Here is a 14,295-nt window from a genome sequence, read left to right as displayed (position 1 = left end):
CGGCGCCGAGGGGACTGCTGCCCCGGCACCGGGCTCCTTGTTTCTCGTCCCGACGCGCTACTGGAAGAACGCGTCCGGGAAGGCGTTCGTCGGCTCGGTGTCGACGAACTCGCGGTTGTCCACCTCCACCGGCGTGCCGGTGGCCGTGGTCTGGTTCTCGATGAGGTCCTTCACGAAGGCGGTGAACTCCGTGCCCGCGTCGGTGCCGGCATCGGTGCCCGCGTCCACGCCCGCGTCCGGGCGGGGAACCGGGTCGTCGTCGTCGTCACTGCATCCGGTGTAGGCCAGGGCCGACCCCAGCGTCAGGATGCAGGCCAGTGCTCTGAGCTTGCCCATGGCATCAGGTCCCGTCGCCGTGAGCGCCCGGGTTGGGCGTGCGCAGGTAGGGGAAGGTCGTGTCGAACTGCGACGCGTCCTGGAGCACGGCGTCGTGGAACGGGATGTTGCGCGACGGTGCCTGCGTGTCGTTGGCCAGCAGGTAGCCCATGGCCACGCGCAGCTCGATGTCCACCACGTCGTCACCGGGACGGCGGCCGTTGGGGAAGCCCGCCGGGTCGCAGCCGGGGAGGGTGGTGTCGAGCGCGCCGTCCTTGAAGCAGGCCGCGGCGCCCAGGTTGTTCTGGCCGGCGCGGGCCGTCGCCGGCAGCTCGACGTTGAGGCGCTGCATCTCCGCGGTGGAGCCGTTGGCATTCACGCCCGTCACGCCGGTGAGGAAGGCCGCCACCAGGTCCGCGCGGGGGAACACGGTGGGCGCCCTCACGCCGTCGGCGGTGAAGAGGATCTCCAGCAGCGCGGGCAGCGTGGGGTGGGTGACGTAGTCGGCGAACTGGGCGTCGTCCTTGGGCTCGCTGGCGTTGAAGCGGTTCTTGTCCTTGAGGCCGATGACGATTTCGTTGACCAGCGGCATGCCCAGGCGGCTGACCTGCGCCCACGCGCCGCCCTCACGGGCCGGCGTGGTGTAGGTGGCCTTCGGGTTGAGGGCGCGCGCCTGACGCAGGCTCGCCGAGGTCCACCCGCCGATGACGGGCTGCGCCGCCGTCCTCAGGCAGGAGATGGGGACCTCCAGCGCCAGCGTGGTGATGTTCTTCTCGTCCAGCGGGTTGGGCACCGCGTTGCGGTTGGCGGCGTCGGCGATGACGGAGGCCGGCGCGTTCACCAGGTCGAAGACGGGGCCCAGGTTGACCGCGAAGGACTCCTTGCGCTGCCCCACGAACAGCTTCGCCTGGCCGGTGCAGCCGGGGATGTTCACGGAGTAGATGTGCTGGCCCGCATAGGCCGCGTAGGCGGCCGCGTCACCGAATGACTTCGTGCCGATGTAGTCCGTCGGCTTGAGGAAGGTGGCGCTGCCACCGCTGGCGTTCGTCACGTCCGCGGCGGTGCCCGTGCGGCGGTTGCCCCGGACGACCTTCAGGGTGAAGGACTCCTGGACGTTGAGCTTGCTGCGGTCGGCCGCGGTGATGGGACCCACGTTGACGAGAGGCACCGCCACGGACTTCTTGTTGGCCCCGGTGCCGATGTCCAGGGTGACGCCGTTGCCGTTGGCGGCCAGGGTGTTGGTGAAGCGGAACTGGAAGGTGATGTCCTCGACGGCGTCACCGGTGTTGTCGACGTGGATTTCGTACAACGCATCCGGGTCCAGCGAGAAGTAGTTGGGACCGCCGTACGCGTCCTGCAGGGGCAGGTAGTTGGCAATCAGCGTGACGTAGGCATCCCGGCCCGGCTCGTAGCTGCGGAACATGTAGAAGTCGGTGGCGTCGACCTTGGGCATCTCCGTGATGAAGGGAGCTTCCCGGTGGCTGGACGCCAGGGCGCCAGTGGCGCCCAGTGCTGTCGCAACGGTCAATGCCGCCGCGAGCTTTCTGGCTCTCATTCGCTTCTCCTGTTGGGGTGGTGGAGGGACTGCTACTGCGCCAGGGCACGCGGCCGACACGGACTGCACACCCGGGCTACGACTCCATACGGACGCGCTCCGTGCGTGGATGCTTGAACCGCCGGCCTTCGCGCCAGCGCGCTGGAGCGCACGTCTGGTGTCAGGTGAAGGACAGGCCCACGCCGAACGCGCGCTCGGCGAGCCAGACACAGGCCACCAGGGCAATGGCGGCCGAGCCACCGACGAGCAGTGCCCGGCGGTAGAGCACCGAGCCGCGCAGGGCGAAGGCCAGCGGAAGGAAGGCCGCCACGCACGCGAGCTGTCCCAGCTCCACGCCCACGTTGAAGCCCAGCAGCGTGACGGCGAGGCTGCCGCCCGGCAGCTCCAAATCCGCCAGCGTGGATGCGAAGCCAAAGCCGTGCAGCAGGCCCAGCGCGAGCGCCGCCACCCAGCGCGTGCCGCGCACCACGGGGAAGACGTTGTTGAGCGCGGCGGCGATGACGCTCGCGGCGATGGCGGATTCGACGAAGCGCGAGGGCAGCGACACGAAGCCGAGCACGGCGGCGCTCAGCGTGAGCGAGTGCGCCACCGTGAAGGCGGACACCACCTTCACGACGTCCTTCACCGCCGGGCCGAAGGCCAGCACAGGCACCCAACGCCCGTCCGCGTCCCGGCGCAGCACCGACGGCAGCAGCAGGGCGAAGAGGAAGAGCAGGTGGTCCAGCCCCGCGAAGATGTGCTTCACGCCCTCCACCACCATGTCGCCGAAGCGGCGCCAGGGGGACAGCCCCTCCAGCGACACGCGGGCCGTGTGCTTCGAGGCGGAGAGGACCAGCGTCTCGCTCGCGCTCCCGTTGGCGACGCGGACGATGCCGCGGTGCTGCGGGTCCCGGTCGAACAGCAGCGTGTAGTCCACGTCCAGCGCAGCGGGCCCCGCCGGGCAGCGCGCGGTGAAGTCCAGCACCGCATAGGCACCGTCCGAGTGGCGCACCACGCGCGCGGCGCTCCCCGGCTCCAGTGTGCAGGGTGCGCCGTCCGCGCCCAGCGCCAGGCGCGCGAGCACATAGCCGGCGACGTCCGCCTGTCGCGCGCGCAATTCGCCCCACGTAATCGCTCCATCCCCTTCCGCGTCGAGGGAGAGGACCTCGTCCAAATCCTTCAGCGCGACGTCCCAGCGGCCGGAGAAGCCGTTCCCGTCCCGCGTCAGGTGCAGGTAGCTGTCGCTCGGTTTGTGAGCCAGCGCGGCCAGCGGGGCGAGCAGCAGCAACAGCGAGGCAAGGCGGCTCATGGCAGGCTCCTCCGCACGCGCTCGGCGAGCGCCACCAGTCCAGGGTCCTCACAGCCGGTGGCCTGGAGGTACTCCACGGCGGGCGCAGCGGCCTCCGGCTTCCCCGCGGCGAGCGCGGTCTCCAGCAGCAGCCGCACGTCCCACGGCTCGCGCTGCACGTCCCACGAGGCGCGCGCGAGCGTGAGGGCCCTGTCCGGCGCCTTCTCCACGTGGAGCGCGAAGCGGGCCTCCTCGCGCGCGTGCAGGCCGTCTCCGCGCAGGTGGCTGGCCGCATAGCGCTCGGCCAGCTCGGCGGCGAGCGGCGCGGCCTCCGCGGAGCCGAGCGCCGTCTCCGCGAGCACGAGGCGCAGCAGCTGGTTGTCATCCTCGGTGTGCCCGCGCACCAGGGTGGCGGCCTCGCGCGGGCGCCCCGCGTCCAGCAGCAGGTCCGCGTAGGCGGCGCGCGTGTACGCGTCTCCCGGGTCCAGCGCGAGCGTCCGGACGAAGAGCTTCTCCGCGCGCGCCGTGTCGCCCGAGCGCGCCGCGGCCTCGGCCAGCGTGGAGAGCGCCCACGCCTCCGCCTCCGGGCCCGGTGCGCCCCGGGCCAGCGCGTCCGTGAGCAACGCAGAGGCCTGGCGCGAGCGGCCGGCGAGGCTCTTCACCTGGGCCTCGCACACGGCGGCCGTCAGCGGCCCGGCGAGGGCGGAGAGCGGCGCGCAGCTCCGGGCCGCCTCGGCATGCTCGCCCCGTACGCCCAGCACCACCGCGCGCGTCAGCCACGCCTGCGCGTTGCGCGGGTCCTCCTGTACGGCCGCGTCGAGGTCCGTGAGCGCGGCGGGAAACTCATGCCGGCTCTGGAGGATGGTGGCGCGCAACAGCCGCACGCCGGGAGGAGGACTGGCCGCGTCCCACCACGGCGCGAGCGCAGCCTGGGCCCGGCCGAGGTAGCGCGGGTCTCCCCGCATCCGGCTCTCCTCGATGTCGAGCCGCGCCAGTCGCAGCGCCAGGTCGAGCTGCTCGGGCTGGGCGGCCAGTGCGCGCCGCAGCGCGGCACGCTCCCGGGCACGTGCGTCCCCCGCGGTGGCGGGCACCTGCTCCAGCACCACCGCGTCCGAGGTGGGAGTGAAGGGCACCCGCTCGGCGGCGGGAGGATTGCTTCCACACCGCAGGGACAGCACGGCGACGGCGCCCACCGCGAGGTGGGTGACGAAGCGGGAGCGGGGCATGTGGGCTCGCATCGGTGACAGCCTTACGCGGCCCGCACCCGGATGGATTTCACCGGGCATGCCACGAAGCCCGCCAATGCCCGAACGCCTCCTTGCCAACACAGGCACTGGACCGATGGACCCTACGTTTCCAGGTGGGAGATCCACCCGCGCCCGCCGCGCTCACTACCTCCCGATGACGTCGGGTGCGACCCCGCCAACCCTCGCAAGGAGTCGATGAGCCAGCAGGTACTTCCGTGGCCCCGGCAATTTCCACCCTGTGTTCGTCCGCTCCCTGGAGGAGTCCTCATGCACATGAGCGCACCGTCACTTCAGGAGCGCGCGGCCCGGCTTCATGCATCCCAGTTGCAAGACGTGCGGCGGCGGGTGGATGGGCTGTTCGCGTGGCTGATGGCAGGGCAGTGGGTGTGCGGCGTGGTGGTGGCGTGGGTCTTCTCTCCGCTTGCCTGGGCGCACACGGAGCAGGCCCACGTGCGGGCCACGGTCCTCCTGGGCACGGCCCTGAGTGGGGTGGCGGTGCTGCTGGCGCGCTGGCGACCGGGCTCGGTGCTCGCGCGGCAGGGCATGGCGGTGGCGCAGGTGCTCTGGTCGGCGCTGCTCATCCACCTCACGGGTGGGCGCAGCGAGACGCACTTCCACGTCTTCGCCTCGCTGGCGCTGCTCGCCTTCTACCGGGACCCGTGGGTGCTGCTGTCCGCGAGCGCCACCACCATCCTGGACCACTTCGCGCGGGGCATGCTGTGGCCCCAGTCCGTCTACGGCACGGCGGATTCGGCGTGGTGGCGCTTCCTGGAGCTGGCCTTCTGGGTGCTCATCACGGACGCCGTGCTCCTCGCGGCGTGCCGCGTCTTCCAGCGCGAGGCCTGGGAGACGGCCGAGCGCCGGGCGGAGGCGGAGCTGGCACACGAGCAGAAGCTCCACACACAGCAGCAGGCGCTGGTGCGCGCCGAGCAGGAGCTGCGCGAGTTCCAGCAGCAGTACTCGCGCATCGAGAAGCTGGCGACCATGGGACAGATGGCCGCGAGCATCAGCCATGAGCTGCGCAACCCGCTGGCCGCGGCGCGCACCGCGCTGTCCTGTGTCCTGCTGCGGGTGGCCAACCTGCAGGACGCGCTGACGGACTCGCGAATCCTGCACTTCCTCGACGTCACCGAGCGCGAGCTGGCGGTGTGCGCGCGCATCATCTCCGACGTGCTGGACTTCGCGCGCGAGCGTCCGCCCCAGCTCGCGCCCTGCGCGCTGCGCCCGCTGGTGGACGAGGCGCTCGGCGTGGTGCCTCAGCGCGCGGGGGTGCGCCTCGTCAACGAGGTGCCGGAGTCGCTCCCGGTGCCACGGCTGGACCGCGAGCTGTTCCGCATGGTGCTGGTGAACCTGGTGCAGAACGCCGTGGAGGCGGTGCCCCCGGGCAGCAACGGCACCGTGCGCGTCCATGCCGAGGGCGGCGCGGGCGTGCCCTGGCGCTTGCGCGTGGTGGACGACGGGGCCGGGATTCCCGCCGAGGTGCTGTCGAAAATCTTCGAGCCGCTCTTCACCACGAAGACGCAGGGCACGGGGCTGGGGCTCGCCATCGTCTCCGCGCTGGTGCACAAGCACGAGGGCACGCTCTCCGTGCACAGCGAGGTGGGCCGGGGGACGGAGTTCCTCATCGAGCTGCACGCCGACGCGCTCGCGCGCACCGCGTGACGTCAGACGCGCGTCGCGCCCGGAGCCCCGCGACGGCGGCAGGGCATCTCCTGCGTCACGCGCCAGGTGGCGCCACCGTCCTTGGAGAGAAGACCGCGCCAGAGGAAGGAGTCCTCGGTGATGGCGGTGAACATCCAGCGCAGCAGGTGGCCCTCCGGGTCCGGCCCCTCGATGTGGATTTCCCCGTCCACGGGCCTGCCCGTCAGGACGGCGAGGAAGCCCGTGGTGGCGCCGAGCCACACGACGCGCCAGTGGTCCGCCTTCGCGTCGTAGTGGCGCAGGGTGGTGCCGATGCGCCGCTCGCCCACGGCCGCGCTCAGGCCCGCCTCGGCGTTGGGGTAGATGAGCACGTCCTGGATGGCGCGCCCGTCGAGCGCCCACGAGAAGGACCACTCCCCGGGCTGGCGGAAGACCTCCTTCCCGTCCTCGCCGTAGAACACCACCTCCGCGTCCCAGGCTCCAACGAAACGGCCGAACAGCATCAGCTTGTCCGCGTGCGTGGCCAGGGGACCTTCCGCGCGCAGCAGTGCCAGTGCCCGCTCGGAGAGCGGGGTCGGGTGACTCGACATGAGGACTTCCTCCGTGGGGTGGCCCGGGTGCGCCGGGCGGACTGCGCGGGCTCAGCCCGCCGTGGTGGCGACGCGCTCCCAACCGGGCGGATAGCTCAGGACGAGACCCAGCTCATCCGTCTCCACCTCGGCCACGAAGCGGCCGCCGTTGCTCTCGTACCGGTAACGCGATGGCGTCAGCCGTGTGTACCGCTGGGGCAACGTCACCAGGGACAAGTCTGGCATGCGGACCCATGCGGCCGTCACGTCGGTCCCCTGCCCCACCTCCAGCGCGAGCCGGCGAATGGGCAGGGTGTTCGTAGAGGGCGTGAAGGCGAGGTCGATGTCCGAGCAACCGCGGAATTGAGGCACCTCCTCCGCGCCCCGCCACCAGCGTTGCTGCGCATCGACGCGAAGGGAGAGCGACTGCTCCACGCCCTCGCGCCGCAGCAGGATGCGCGCCTCGCGTGTCAGCCACTGCTTGTCACAGCCGATGGTGTAGTCCGCCGCGTACGGCACGCCGTCCTCCGCGAGCACCACCGAGCCGGCCAGCGTCCAGCCTTCGGCGGACTCCCGAAGCTCGAAGTACTCGCTCCCCGGCTGGCCCATCCGGTGCCAGATGAGCGCGCGGAGGCACCGCGACGCGGGGACCGGACGAGGGGTCGACTCGGTGCGCTGGGAAGTCATGCGCGAAAAGCTAGGCCGGGCCGCGCGCGCCGTCTTACACGTCCTTGCTCCCGACGTTTCGTAGCGCACGCTCGCGGCGCTCGTCCGGAGTCCACGCTCGCCGCGCTTGTCCGGAGCCCGGGCGGCTTGCCATGGTTGCGGCATGCCGCGCCTGCACGCCTCGCCCCTGCTCCGCGAAACGGACCTCCAGCTCTTCCGCGTGACGTGTGATGGCCACGACGCCCCGCGCCTGAAGGACGAGTCTTCGGACAGCGAGAGCCTGGTGCTCGCGCTGCACGGCCGCTTCCAGTTCCGCGACGCGAGGACGCGCGCCGTGGTGGGCCCGGGCACCGGCCTGCTCATGCGCGCGCACAACCCCTGTCAAATCAGCCACCCCCACGGCGGAGGCGACGCCTGCCTCTCCGTGCGCGGCCCCTGGGTGCGGCGCTTCGTGGACCCGGCCACCGCGACGTTCTCCGTCAGCGCCGAGGCCTACGTGCGCCTCCAGGCCGTGCTCGCCCGCGTCGCCCGCAGCGAGCCCGTGGAGCGCCTCCAGGTTGAAGAGGCCCTGTGCCTGACGGTGTCCCGCTCCGAGCCACGCGCCACCAGCAGTGCGCCCACCGCACGCGAGCGGAACCTCGCGGGGGCGCTTGCCCACGAGGTCTCCCTGCGCTTCGACGAGCGCCTCTCGCTGGAGGACCTGGCGCAAGGCGCGGGCGTGTCCGTCTTCCACGCGTGCCGGGTGTTCCGCCGGGTGATGGGGACGGGCATCCACCAGCACCAGCAGGAGGTCCGCCTGCGGCACGCGCTCGCCCTGCTGCTGGACACGCGGCTGCCGCTGGCCGAGGTGGCGCTGGAGGCCGGCTTCGCCAACCAGGGCCACCTGGGCAATGCCTTCATGCGCCGCTACGGAAGGACTCCGGGCGCCGCGCGGAAGGGGCTGCTGCCCTTGAGCGCCTGAGCCACGGCTCGAAGCTGCTCACGGCCGCGCGTCGCGCAGCGCGGCCAGCAACTCGTCCGCGGTGGTGCTCACTGCGCGGGCGCCGTGCGCCTCGAGCTCATGGCTCCGGAAGCCCCAGGTGACGCCCACGCCGTACATGCCCGCCGCGCGCGCCGTGTCCATGTCCACGGAGGTGTCGCCCACGAAGCCGCACGCGCCGGGCACCACGCCCAGCTCCGCCGCCAGCGCCAGCGCCGCCGAGGGGTCCGGCTTGCGAGGCACGCCCGGCCGCTCTCCATACACGGCGCCGAAGGGCACGCCCGGCAGCAGCTGTGCGACCAGCCGCTTCACGAAGACGTCCGACTTGTTGCTCAGCACCGCCAGCCGCGCGCCCGTCTGCGCCAGCGCCGTCAGCATCGCGGGGATGCCGGGATAGGGCCGGGTCCGGTCGACGAGGTGCGCGTCGTAGTACACGCGCCAGGTGGCCAGCACCGGCGCGTGCAGGTCCTCGCGCCCGGCCGGCACCGCCCGGCGCACCAATTCCTTCACGCCCTCACCGACGAAGCGTAGGTAGGCGGCTTCCGGATGCGGAGGCAGGCCGTGGTGCGTGAGCGCGTGGTTCATCGCGTCCGCGATGTCCCCCAGCGAGTCCACCAGTGTCCCATCGAGGTCGAAGATGACGGCGCGAAGCTGCATGGGATTCAGGTCTCCAGAAAAACGAAAACGCCCCGGCCGGTGGGCCAGGGCGTCCGGGGCCTCGAGGGCCCGCGTTTCAGCTGCTGACTACGGCGTGACCTGGGCCGTGGGGCCCGGGGGCGCGTCGCCAGCGACGGTCATCACCGCGAAGTTGATGTTCTGGTAGCCGGCCGTGGCGCAGCTGAACATCACCCGCTTGATGATGGCGTACTCGACGTCCTTGTGCGCCTGGATGTTGATGTCGCCCTTGAAGCCGCCCTCGTCGTCCTTCGCCATGGCGTGGAGGTCCTCGTACTGCTTCTTCATGTCCCGCAGCTTCTCTTCCAGTGCGGGAATGTTGAGGTACTCGTCCTTGGAGAAGTCTTCGACGCGGCCGACGATGGTGCCCGACACGCTGATCTGGTCGTTGGACACCATGACGACAGGGTGCATCTCCACTTCCTTGACGTTGATCGCCTCGGGAAGCTCGATGTCCTTGGTCATCATCAGCACCTCGCCCGTCGCGGAGAAGTTCGCGATGAGGAAGAGCACGATGATGACGAACATGTCGACGAGCGGGGTGATGAGGAGGTCGGCGTAGCCGCTCTTCTTGCCGTGTGCGCCGTGTCCGAACACCTTGGAGTGCTGCAGACGCTTGCCGAACCGCTTGCCTGGGACCTGGATGGCCATGACGTGTCGTTAGCTCCGTGTATGGCTAGCCCATCGCCGCGGACACCGACACCTGGGGCAGCCCAGAGCCGATGCACTCGTCGATGATGCGAACCAGGTCCTCGTAGCGGACCTTGTCCTCGGGCTGCAGGGTGATGGCGGACTGGTCCGGCAGCTGCGCCTTCAGCTCCTTGAAGCGCGCAACCAGCTTGGTCAGGTCCGTCTTGCCCTTGGCATCCTTGGTGAGGGGAATCGGGTCGAAGGCACTCTGGTCCGCCGTCAGCCGCAGCTCCGTGGGAGTAATCAGCAGGTTGAGCTGGACCGTCTTGGTCTTCTCCTCCTCCTGTTGCTCCTCCGTGGAAGGGCCTCCCGCCTGGGAGACCTGGAGCCGGCCAATCTGGGTCCAGACTGCCGTCATGATGAGGAAGCTGATGGTCACAGCCATCAGGTCGATGAATGCGGTCAGGTTGATGGCGACGTCGAGCGACTTCTTGCCCTTGCCACCTTGACCTGTGTCCATTCCGCCGGCCATGGCGTTTCTCTCCTTCGGCCGTGGCCCCGTGAGGAGCCAGAAAGATTACAAAAGGGCGCGCTGTGCGTCCCCCAGGGGGACAGGACAGCGCGCCCGGGCACCGGGTTCCCGACCGACTACTCCTCGTCGCGGGCCGCGGGGACGTTCATGTTCTTGAACTTGTCCTTGTTGGCCACGATGAGGTTGAGGACGGAGACGCTGGTCTCGTTGATGTCGTTGATGAGCGCCTGCGTGCGGCCCATCAGCACGGAGAAGGCGACCAGGGCGGGGATGGCCGTCACGAGCCCGAAGCCCGTGCAGTTCATGGCTTCCGAGATGCCGTTGGCGAGAATGGTGGCCTTGTCGGCCGGGTTCACGTTGGCCACGGCCTCGAAGCAGGAGATGAGACCGGACACCGTGCCGAGCAGACCGGCGAGCATCGCCGCGTTGCCGAGCATGGCGAGGTAGCCGGTGCGGGCCTCCAGGCGAGGCGTCTCGCGCAGGCTGGCCTCGTCCAGGGCGGCCTGGACCTCGTCGTTGCCCTTGGGAACGTTCATCAGGCCGGCCTTGATGACGTTGGTGAGCGGCGTGGACTTCTGGCCGGCCACGTAGTTGATGGCCTTGTCCAGGTCACCGGCGTAGATGTGCTTCTTCAGGCCGCGCAGGAAGGCTTCCTTGTTGATGGAGGCCTTGCCGAACAGGACGATGCCGCGCTCCACCATGATGGACAGCGCAATCACGAGGCACACAGCGATGGGGTACATGCCCCACTGACCGGCCTCCCAGCGCCGCGCGATTTCCTCGAAGAGGCTGCGCTCGGGGCCGCCGGTGTTCGCAAGTACGGTCAGATTCGTCAGAAACCCCAGGTTCATCGCTTGATGCCTCCACTAGGCGGCTGGACCCGCTGAGGCGGGCCTTACATGCCTGCCGCCCCCTCGGGCGGATGATCCACCCTCATGGGCGGCAGGAATGGATGTTGAAAACGGTGTGCCGACTTTAGGAATGCAGGGCAGGGGTGTCAAGGCGGGCCCAGTGACGTTAAGTGCTGAAATCTCACAGGAATTTTGCGCCGGTCCACCCCTTGCCAGGATGTCTCCCCAGCAGCAGGGCAGGCATTTTCGGGGGGATTCCCAAGACGAGTCAGATGTGACACGGCGCGCGCTTCCGGGGCTCGCGAACGCATGCTAAGCGCGGCGTCATGGCGAGGAAGCGCATTGGCGAGCTGCTTTTGGAGCAGCGGGCGATCAGCGTCGCGCAGCTCGAGGCGGGGCTGGCCGCGCACCGCAAGTCGGGACAGCGATTGGGGGCCGCGCTCATCGCGCAGGGCGTGATTACGGAGGCCACGCTGGCGGGCGCGCTGAGCCAGGCGCTGGGGCTGCCCCAGGTGGACCTGGCGGCGATCACCCCCGAGTGGGCGGCGGTGCACCTGCTGCGTGCGCGCTTCTGTGAGCAGCACGACCTGTTCCCCATCGCACTGGAGAGCGTGGGCGGGCGGCGGCAGCTCGTGGTGGCGATGAGTGATCCGCTCAACGTGACGGCGGTGGAGGAAATCGAGTTCACCACCGGCCTGAAGGTGAGCACGCGCGTGGCGGCCCTGTCGGCGGTGCGCAGCGCCATCCTGCGCTACTACCACAAGGTGCCGGTGGCGGTGGCCAACGGGCAGGGCACGGCGGCTCCGGCCCCGACGCCGCGCGCTCCGGTGGCGGCCAGGCCCTCGGCCGTGCCGGCGAGGCCCGCGGCGCCGGTGGCGAAGGCGCCGCCTCCCGAGGAGGAGGAAGAGGACGTCATCGTCGGCGAGGAGTTGCCGCCGGGCGAGACGACCCAGCGCACGTCCCTTGCGGAGTTGATCCGCGACCGGGAGGAGCAGCGCAAGCAGCGGCGCGGGCAGGCCCAGGCAGCGAAGCCGAAGCCGGCGGCCAATGCTGGCGGCGTGCTGGATGACCTGGATTATCTCTTCGGGCAGGCGCGCGAGGACCCGGACCGCATCGAGGAGCTGGAGCGGAAGTTCTGGGCGCTGATGAGGATCATGGCGCGCAAGGGATTGCTGTCGAAGGAGGAGTTCACCCGCGAGCTGGACGACGAGGGTGAGCGCTGACGGGCTGGGATGGTCATGTCCGAAAACCGCGAGAGCGCTTCACCCGGACATGAGAAGGGTCAGCACATGGACCTGCTCGACCGCGACGCGTGCTACCGCGTCCTCCAGACTCGTGATGCCCGGTTCGACGGACGCCTGTTCGTCGGGGTGACGTCGACGGGCATCTACTGCCGCCCCATCTGCCCGGCCCGTACGCCGCTCCTCAAGAACTGTACCTTCCATGCCTCGGCCGCCGCCGCGCAGGAGGAAGGCTTCCGGCCGTGCCTACGCTGCCGGCCGGAGACGGCCCCGGACCTGGCCTCGTGGCGCGGGACTTCCAACACCGTGTCCCGGGCGCTGGCCATCATCGCGGACGGCGGACTGGATGGCGGTGAGGCGGGCGTCGACGAAGTGGCCGAGCGCCTGGGGGTGGGCGGGCGCCAGCTTCGCCGGCTGTTCAAGCAGCACCTCGGAGCGTCGCCGGTGGCGGTGGCCCAGACGCGGCGGGTGCTCTTCGCCAAGCAGCTCATTCAAGAGACACGGATGCCCATGGCGGAGGTGGCGCTCGCCGCCGGCTTCGGCAGCGTCCGGCGCTTCAATGAAACGTTTCATGATTTGTTTCACCGCCCGCCGAGCGAGCTGCGACGCAAGGCATTGACGGAGCTGCCCGCGGGCTCCGTGGGCGAAGCGGGAGTGACGCTCCGGCTTCGCTACCGCCCGCCGTATGACCAGGCGGCGATGCTGGCGTATCTGGAAGCGCGCGCCATCGACGGCGTGGAGCAGGTGGTGGACGGGCGCTACCGGCGGACGGTGGCGCAGGATGGACGGCTCGGCACGGTGGAGGTCCAGCACGAGCCGGCGCGGAACAACCTGGTCGTCACGGTGCGCTTCCCGGACGTGCGCGCCCTTCCCGCCATCCTGGCGCGCGTGCGGCGGGTGTTCGACGTGGGCGCGGACATCGAGACCATTGGCGCGCACCTGTCGAGAGACCCGTTCCTGGCGCCGCTGCTGGCGCAGCGCCCGGGCCTGCGCGCGCCGGGAGGGTGGGACGGGTTCGAGCTCGCGGTGCGGGCCATCCTGGGCCAGCAGGTGACGGTGGTCGCGGCGCGGCAGCTCGCGGTCCGGCTGGTGGCCCTCTGCGGTGAAGTCCTTCCCGAGGCGGCGAGCCTCCACGCGGCGCTGTCCCGCGCGTTCCCCTCGCCGGAGCGCGTGGCCTCGACGGACCTCGGCGCGCTGGGCATGCCCTCGGCGCGGCGGGCGTCGCTCAAGGCGCTGGCGGAGGCGGCGATGGCGGACCCTCACCTCTTCCGTCCCTTCGGCACGGTCGAGGAGGCGATTGCCCGGCTGCGCTCCATTCGTGGCGTGGGGGAGTGGACGGCGCAGTACATCGCGCTGCGCGCCCTGCGTGAGACAGATGCGTTTCCGGCCAGTGATGTCGCGCTGCTGCGAGGCGCGGCCAACGACGCGGGCGAGCGGCCGACGCCCGAGGGGCTGCTGCAACGCGCGGAGCCCTGGAGACCCTGGCGGGCCTATGCCGCGCAGCACCTGTGGGCCGCCGATGCGGTGATGAGCCAGCAGGCCCGGGAGGCCCGTCATGGCTGAGCCCCTGCGCCTGTTCATCGACCGGACCGAGACGCCGATTGGCGAGCTGGTCATCGTCGCTGACCGAGAAGGCCGGCTGCGCGCCATCGACTGGACCGACTACGAGGCTCGCATGCGCCAGTTGCTGCGCCTGCACTACGGAGAGGGCGGCTTCGAGCTCGTGCCCGAGCGGAATCCCGGGGGCCTCACCACGACGATGAGCACGTACTTCGCGGGAGACCTCGGCATCATTGCCAGCATGCCCGTGGAGACCGGCGGCACGCCCTTCCAGCGCACGGTGTGGGCCGCGCTGCGCGACATCCCCTGCGGCACGACAGTCTCGTACTCCGAGCTCGCGCGACGCATCGGTCGCCCCGCCGCCGTGCGCGCGGTGGGGCTCGCGAACGGAGCGAATCCAGTGGGCATCGTCGTGCCCTGCCATCGCGTCGTTGGCGCCAACGGCTCACTCACCGGCTATGGCGGCGGAATCGAGCGGAAGCGCTGGCTGCTCGCCCACGAGGGCCACGCCGCGTCCCAGTCGCTCCTCCCGTTCGCCCGGTAGACAGACCTCACACCCACGAGCCC

The 14,295-nt window shown here is 70.5% G+C and carries 15 protein-coding genes; 5 read left to right on the top strand and 10 right to left on the bottom strand.

Features of this window, described 5'->3' with window-relative positions:
- Nucleotides 1-57 precede the first annotated feature (57 nt).
- The 4 genes from G4D86_RS10345 to G4D86_RS10330 all read right to left on the bottom strand — a co-directional run bounded on the left by G4D86_RS10345 (nucleotide 58) and on the right by G4D86_RS10330 (nucleotide 4,363).
- Nucleotides 58-336, bottom strand: a complete 279-nt coding sequence (locus tag G4D86_RS10345) for a hypothetical protein (RefSeq protein ID WP_163990895.1) — start codon at nucleotides 334-336, stop codon at nucleotides 58-60.
- Between the two features lie 4 nt (nucleotides 337-340).
- Complete coding sequence (locus G4D86_RS10340) at nucleotides 341-1,870, bottom strand: DUF4331 domain-containing protein (RefSeq protein WP_163992097.1); 1,530 nt, start codon at nucleotides 1,868-1,870, stop codon at nucleotides 341-343.
- 160 nt (nucleotides 1,871-2,030) lie between these two features.
- Nucleotides 2,031-3,158: a HupE/UreJ family protein gene (locus tag G4D86_RS10335; protein WP_163992095.1), complete on the bottom strand. Its 1,128-nt coding sequence runs from the start codon at nucleotides 3,156-3,158 to the stop codon at nucleotides 2,031-2,033.
- The gene (locus G4D86_RS10330) at nucleotides 3,155-4,363 is read right to left on the bottom strand and encodes a tetratricopeptide repeat protein (protein WP_240360158.1); all 1,209 of its coding nucleotides are present in this window, start codon (nucleotides 4,361-4,363) and stop codon (nucleotides 3,155-3,157) included. Before G4D86_RS10330 ends, G4D86_RS10335 begins: the two co-directional genes overlap by 4 nt.
- 294 nt (nucleotides 4,364-4,657) lie before the next feature.
- On the opposite strand from G4D86_RS10330, the gene G4D86_RS10325 reads away from it, so the two are divergent.
- The gene (locus G4D86_RS10325; RefSeq protein WP_240360157.1) at nucleotides 4,658-6,046 is read left to right on the top strand and encodes a sensor histidine kinase; all 1,389 of its coding nucleotides are present in this window, start codon (nucleotides 4,658-4,660) and stop codon (nucleotides 6,044-6,046) included.
- A gap of 2 nt (nucleotides 6,047-6,048) precedes the next feature.
- On the opposite strand, the gene G4D86_RS10320 is transcribed toward G4D86_RS10325, so the two are convergent.
- Both G4D86_RS10320 and G4D86_RS10315 read right to left on the bottom strand, forming a co-directional pair.
- The gene (locus tag G4D86_RS10320; protein WP_163992089.1) at nucleotides 6,049-6,615 is read right to left on the bottom strand and encodes a hypothetical protein; all 567 of its coding nucleotides are present in this window, start codon (nucleotides 6,613-6,615) and stop codon (nucleotides 6,049-6,051) included.
- A 51-nt stretch (nucleotides 6,616-6,666) separates the two neighbouring features.
- The gene (locus G4D86_RS10315) at nucleotides 6,667-7,281 is read right to left on the bottom strand and encodes a putative glycolipid-binding domain-containing protein (RefSeq protein ID WP_163992087.1); all 615 of its coding nucleotides are present in this window, start codon (nucleotides 7,279-7,281) and stop codon (nucleotides 6,667-6,669) included.
- Nucleotides 7,282-7,423: 142 nt separating this feature from the next.
- On the opposite strand from G4D86_RS10315, the gene G4D86_RS10310 reads away from it, so the two are divergent.
- Complete coding sequence (locus tag G4D86_RS10310) at nucleotides 7,424-8,221, top strand: helix-turn-helix transcriptional regulator (protein WP_163992085.1); 798 nt, start codon at nucleotides 7,424-7,426, stop codon at nucleotides 8,219-8,221.
- Nucleotides 8,222-8,239: 18 nt separating this feature from the next.
- Here the strand turns inward: G4D86_RS10310 and G4D86_RS10305 are convergent, their stop codons facing one another.
- The 4 genes from G4D86_RS10305 to G4D86_RS10290 form a co-directional block, all read right to left on the bottom strand.
- The gene (locus G4D86_RS10305; protein WP_163992083.1) at nucleotides 8,240-8,896 is read right to left on the bottom strand and encodes an HAD family hydrolase; all 657 of its coding nucleotides are present in this window, start codon (nucleotides 8,894-8,896) and stop codon (nucleotides 8,240-8,242) included.
- Between the two features lie 87 nt (nucleotides 8,897-8,983).
- Entirely contained in the window at nucleotides 8,984-9,565 is a 582-nt protein-coding gene (locus G4D86_RS10300; RefSeq protein WP_163992081.1) for an ExbD/TolR family protein, read from the bottom strand.
- Between the two features lie 25 nt (nucleotides 9,566-9,590).
- A complete protein-coding gene (locus G4D86_RS10295) occupies nucleotides 9,591-10,076 on the bottom strand; it encodes an ExbD/TolR family protein (protein ID WP_163992079.1) in 486 nt (161 codons plus the stop codon).
- Between the two features lie 116 nt (nucleotides 10,077-10,192).
- Nucleotides 10,193-10,927, bottom strand: coding sequence for a MotA/TolQ/ExbB proton channel family protein (locus G4D86_RS10290; RefSeq protein WP_163992076.1), 735 nt, complete (start codon nucleotides 10,925-10,927; stop codon nucleotides 10,193-10,195).
- A gap of 326 nt (nucleotides 10,928-11,253) precedes the next feature.
- On the opposite strand from G4D86_RS10290, the gene G4D86_RS10285 reads away from it, so the two are divergent.
- The 3 genes from G4D86_RS10285 to ogt all read left to right on the top strand — a co-directional run bounded on the left by G4D86_RS10285 (nucleotide 11,254) and on the right by ogt (nucleotide 14,272).
- Nucleotides 11,254-12,150, top strand: coding sequence for a GspE/PulE/PilB domain-containing protein (locus G4D86_RS10285; RefSeq protein ID WP_163992074.1), 897 nt, complete (start codon nucleotides 11,254-11,256; stop codon nucleotides 12,148-12,150).
- 66 nt (nucleotides 12,151-12,216) lie between these two features.
- Entirely contained in the window at nucleotides 12,217-13,731 is a 1,515-nt protein-coding gene (locus G4D86_RS10280) for an AlkA N-terminal domain-containing protein (protein ID WP_163992072.1), read from the top strand.
- On the top strand, nucleotides 13,724-14,272 hold the full coding sequence (gene ogt, locus G4D86_RS10275; RefSeq protein ID WP_205519524.1) for a methylated-DNA--[protein]-cysteine S-methyltransferase: 549 nt from the start codon (nucleotides 13,724-13,726) through the stop codon (nucleotides 14,270-14,272). Before G4D86_RS10280 ends, ogt begins: the two co-directional genes overlap by 8 nt.
- Nucleotides 14,273-14,295: the final 23 nt, after the last annotated feature.

Source organism: Pyxidicoccus caerfyrddinensis (assembly GCF_010894405.1).
In the GTDB taxonomy this organism is placed as follows: domain Bacteria; phylum Myxococcota; class Myxococcia; order Myxococcales; family Myxococcaceae; genus Myxococcus; species Myxococcus caerfyrddinensis.
The sequence above is the reverse complement of the archived record's forward strand: the minus strand, read 5'-3'. Positions and strand labels throughout refer to the sequence as shown.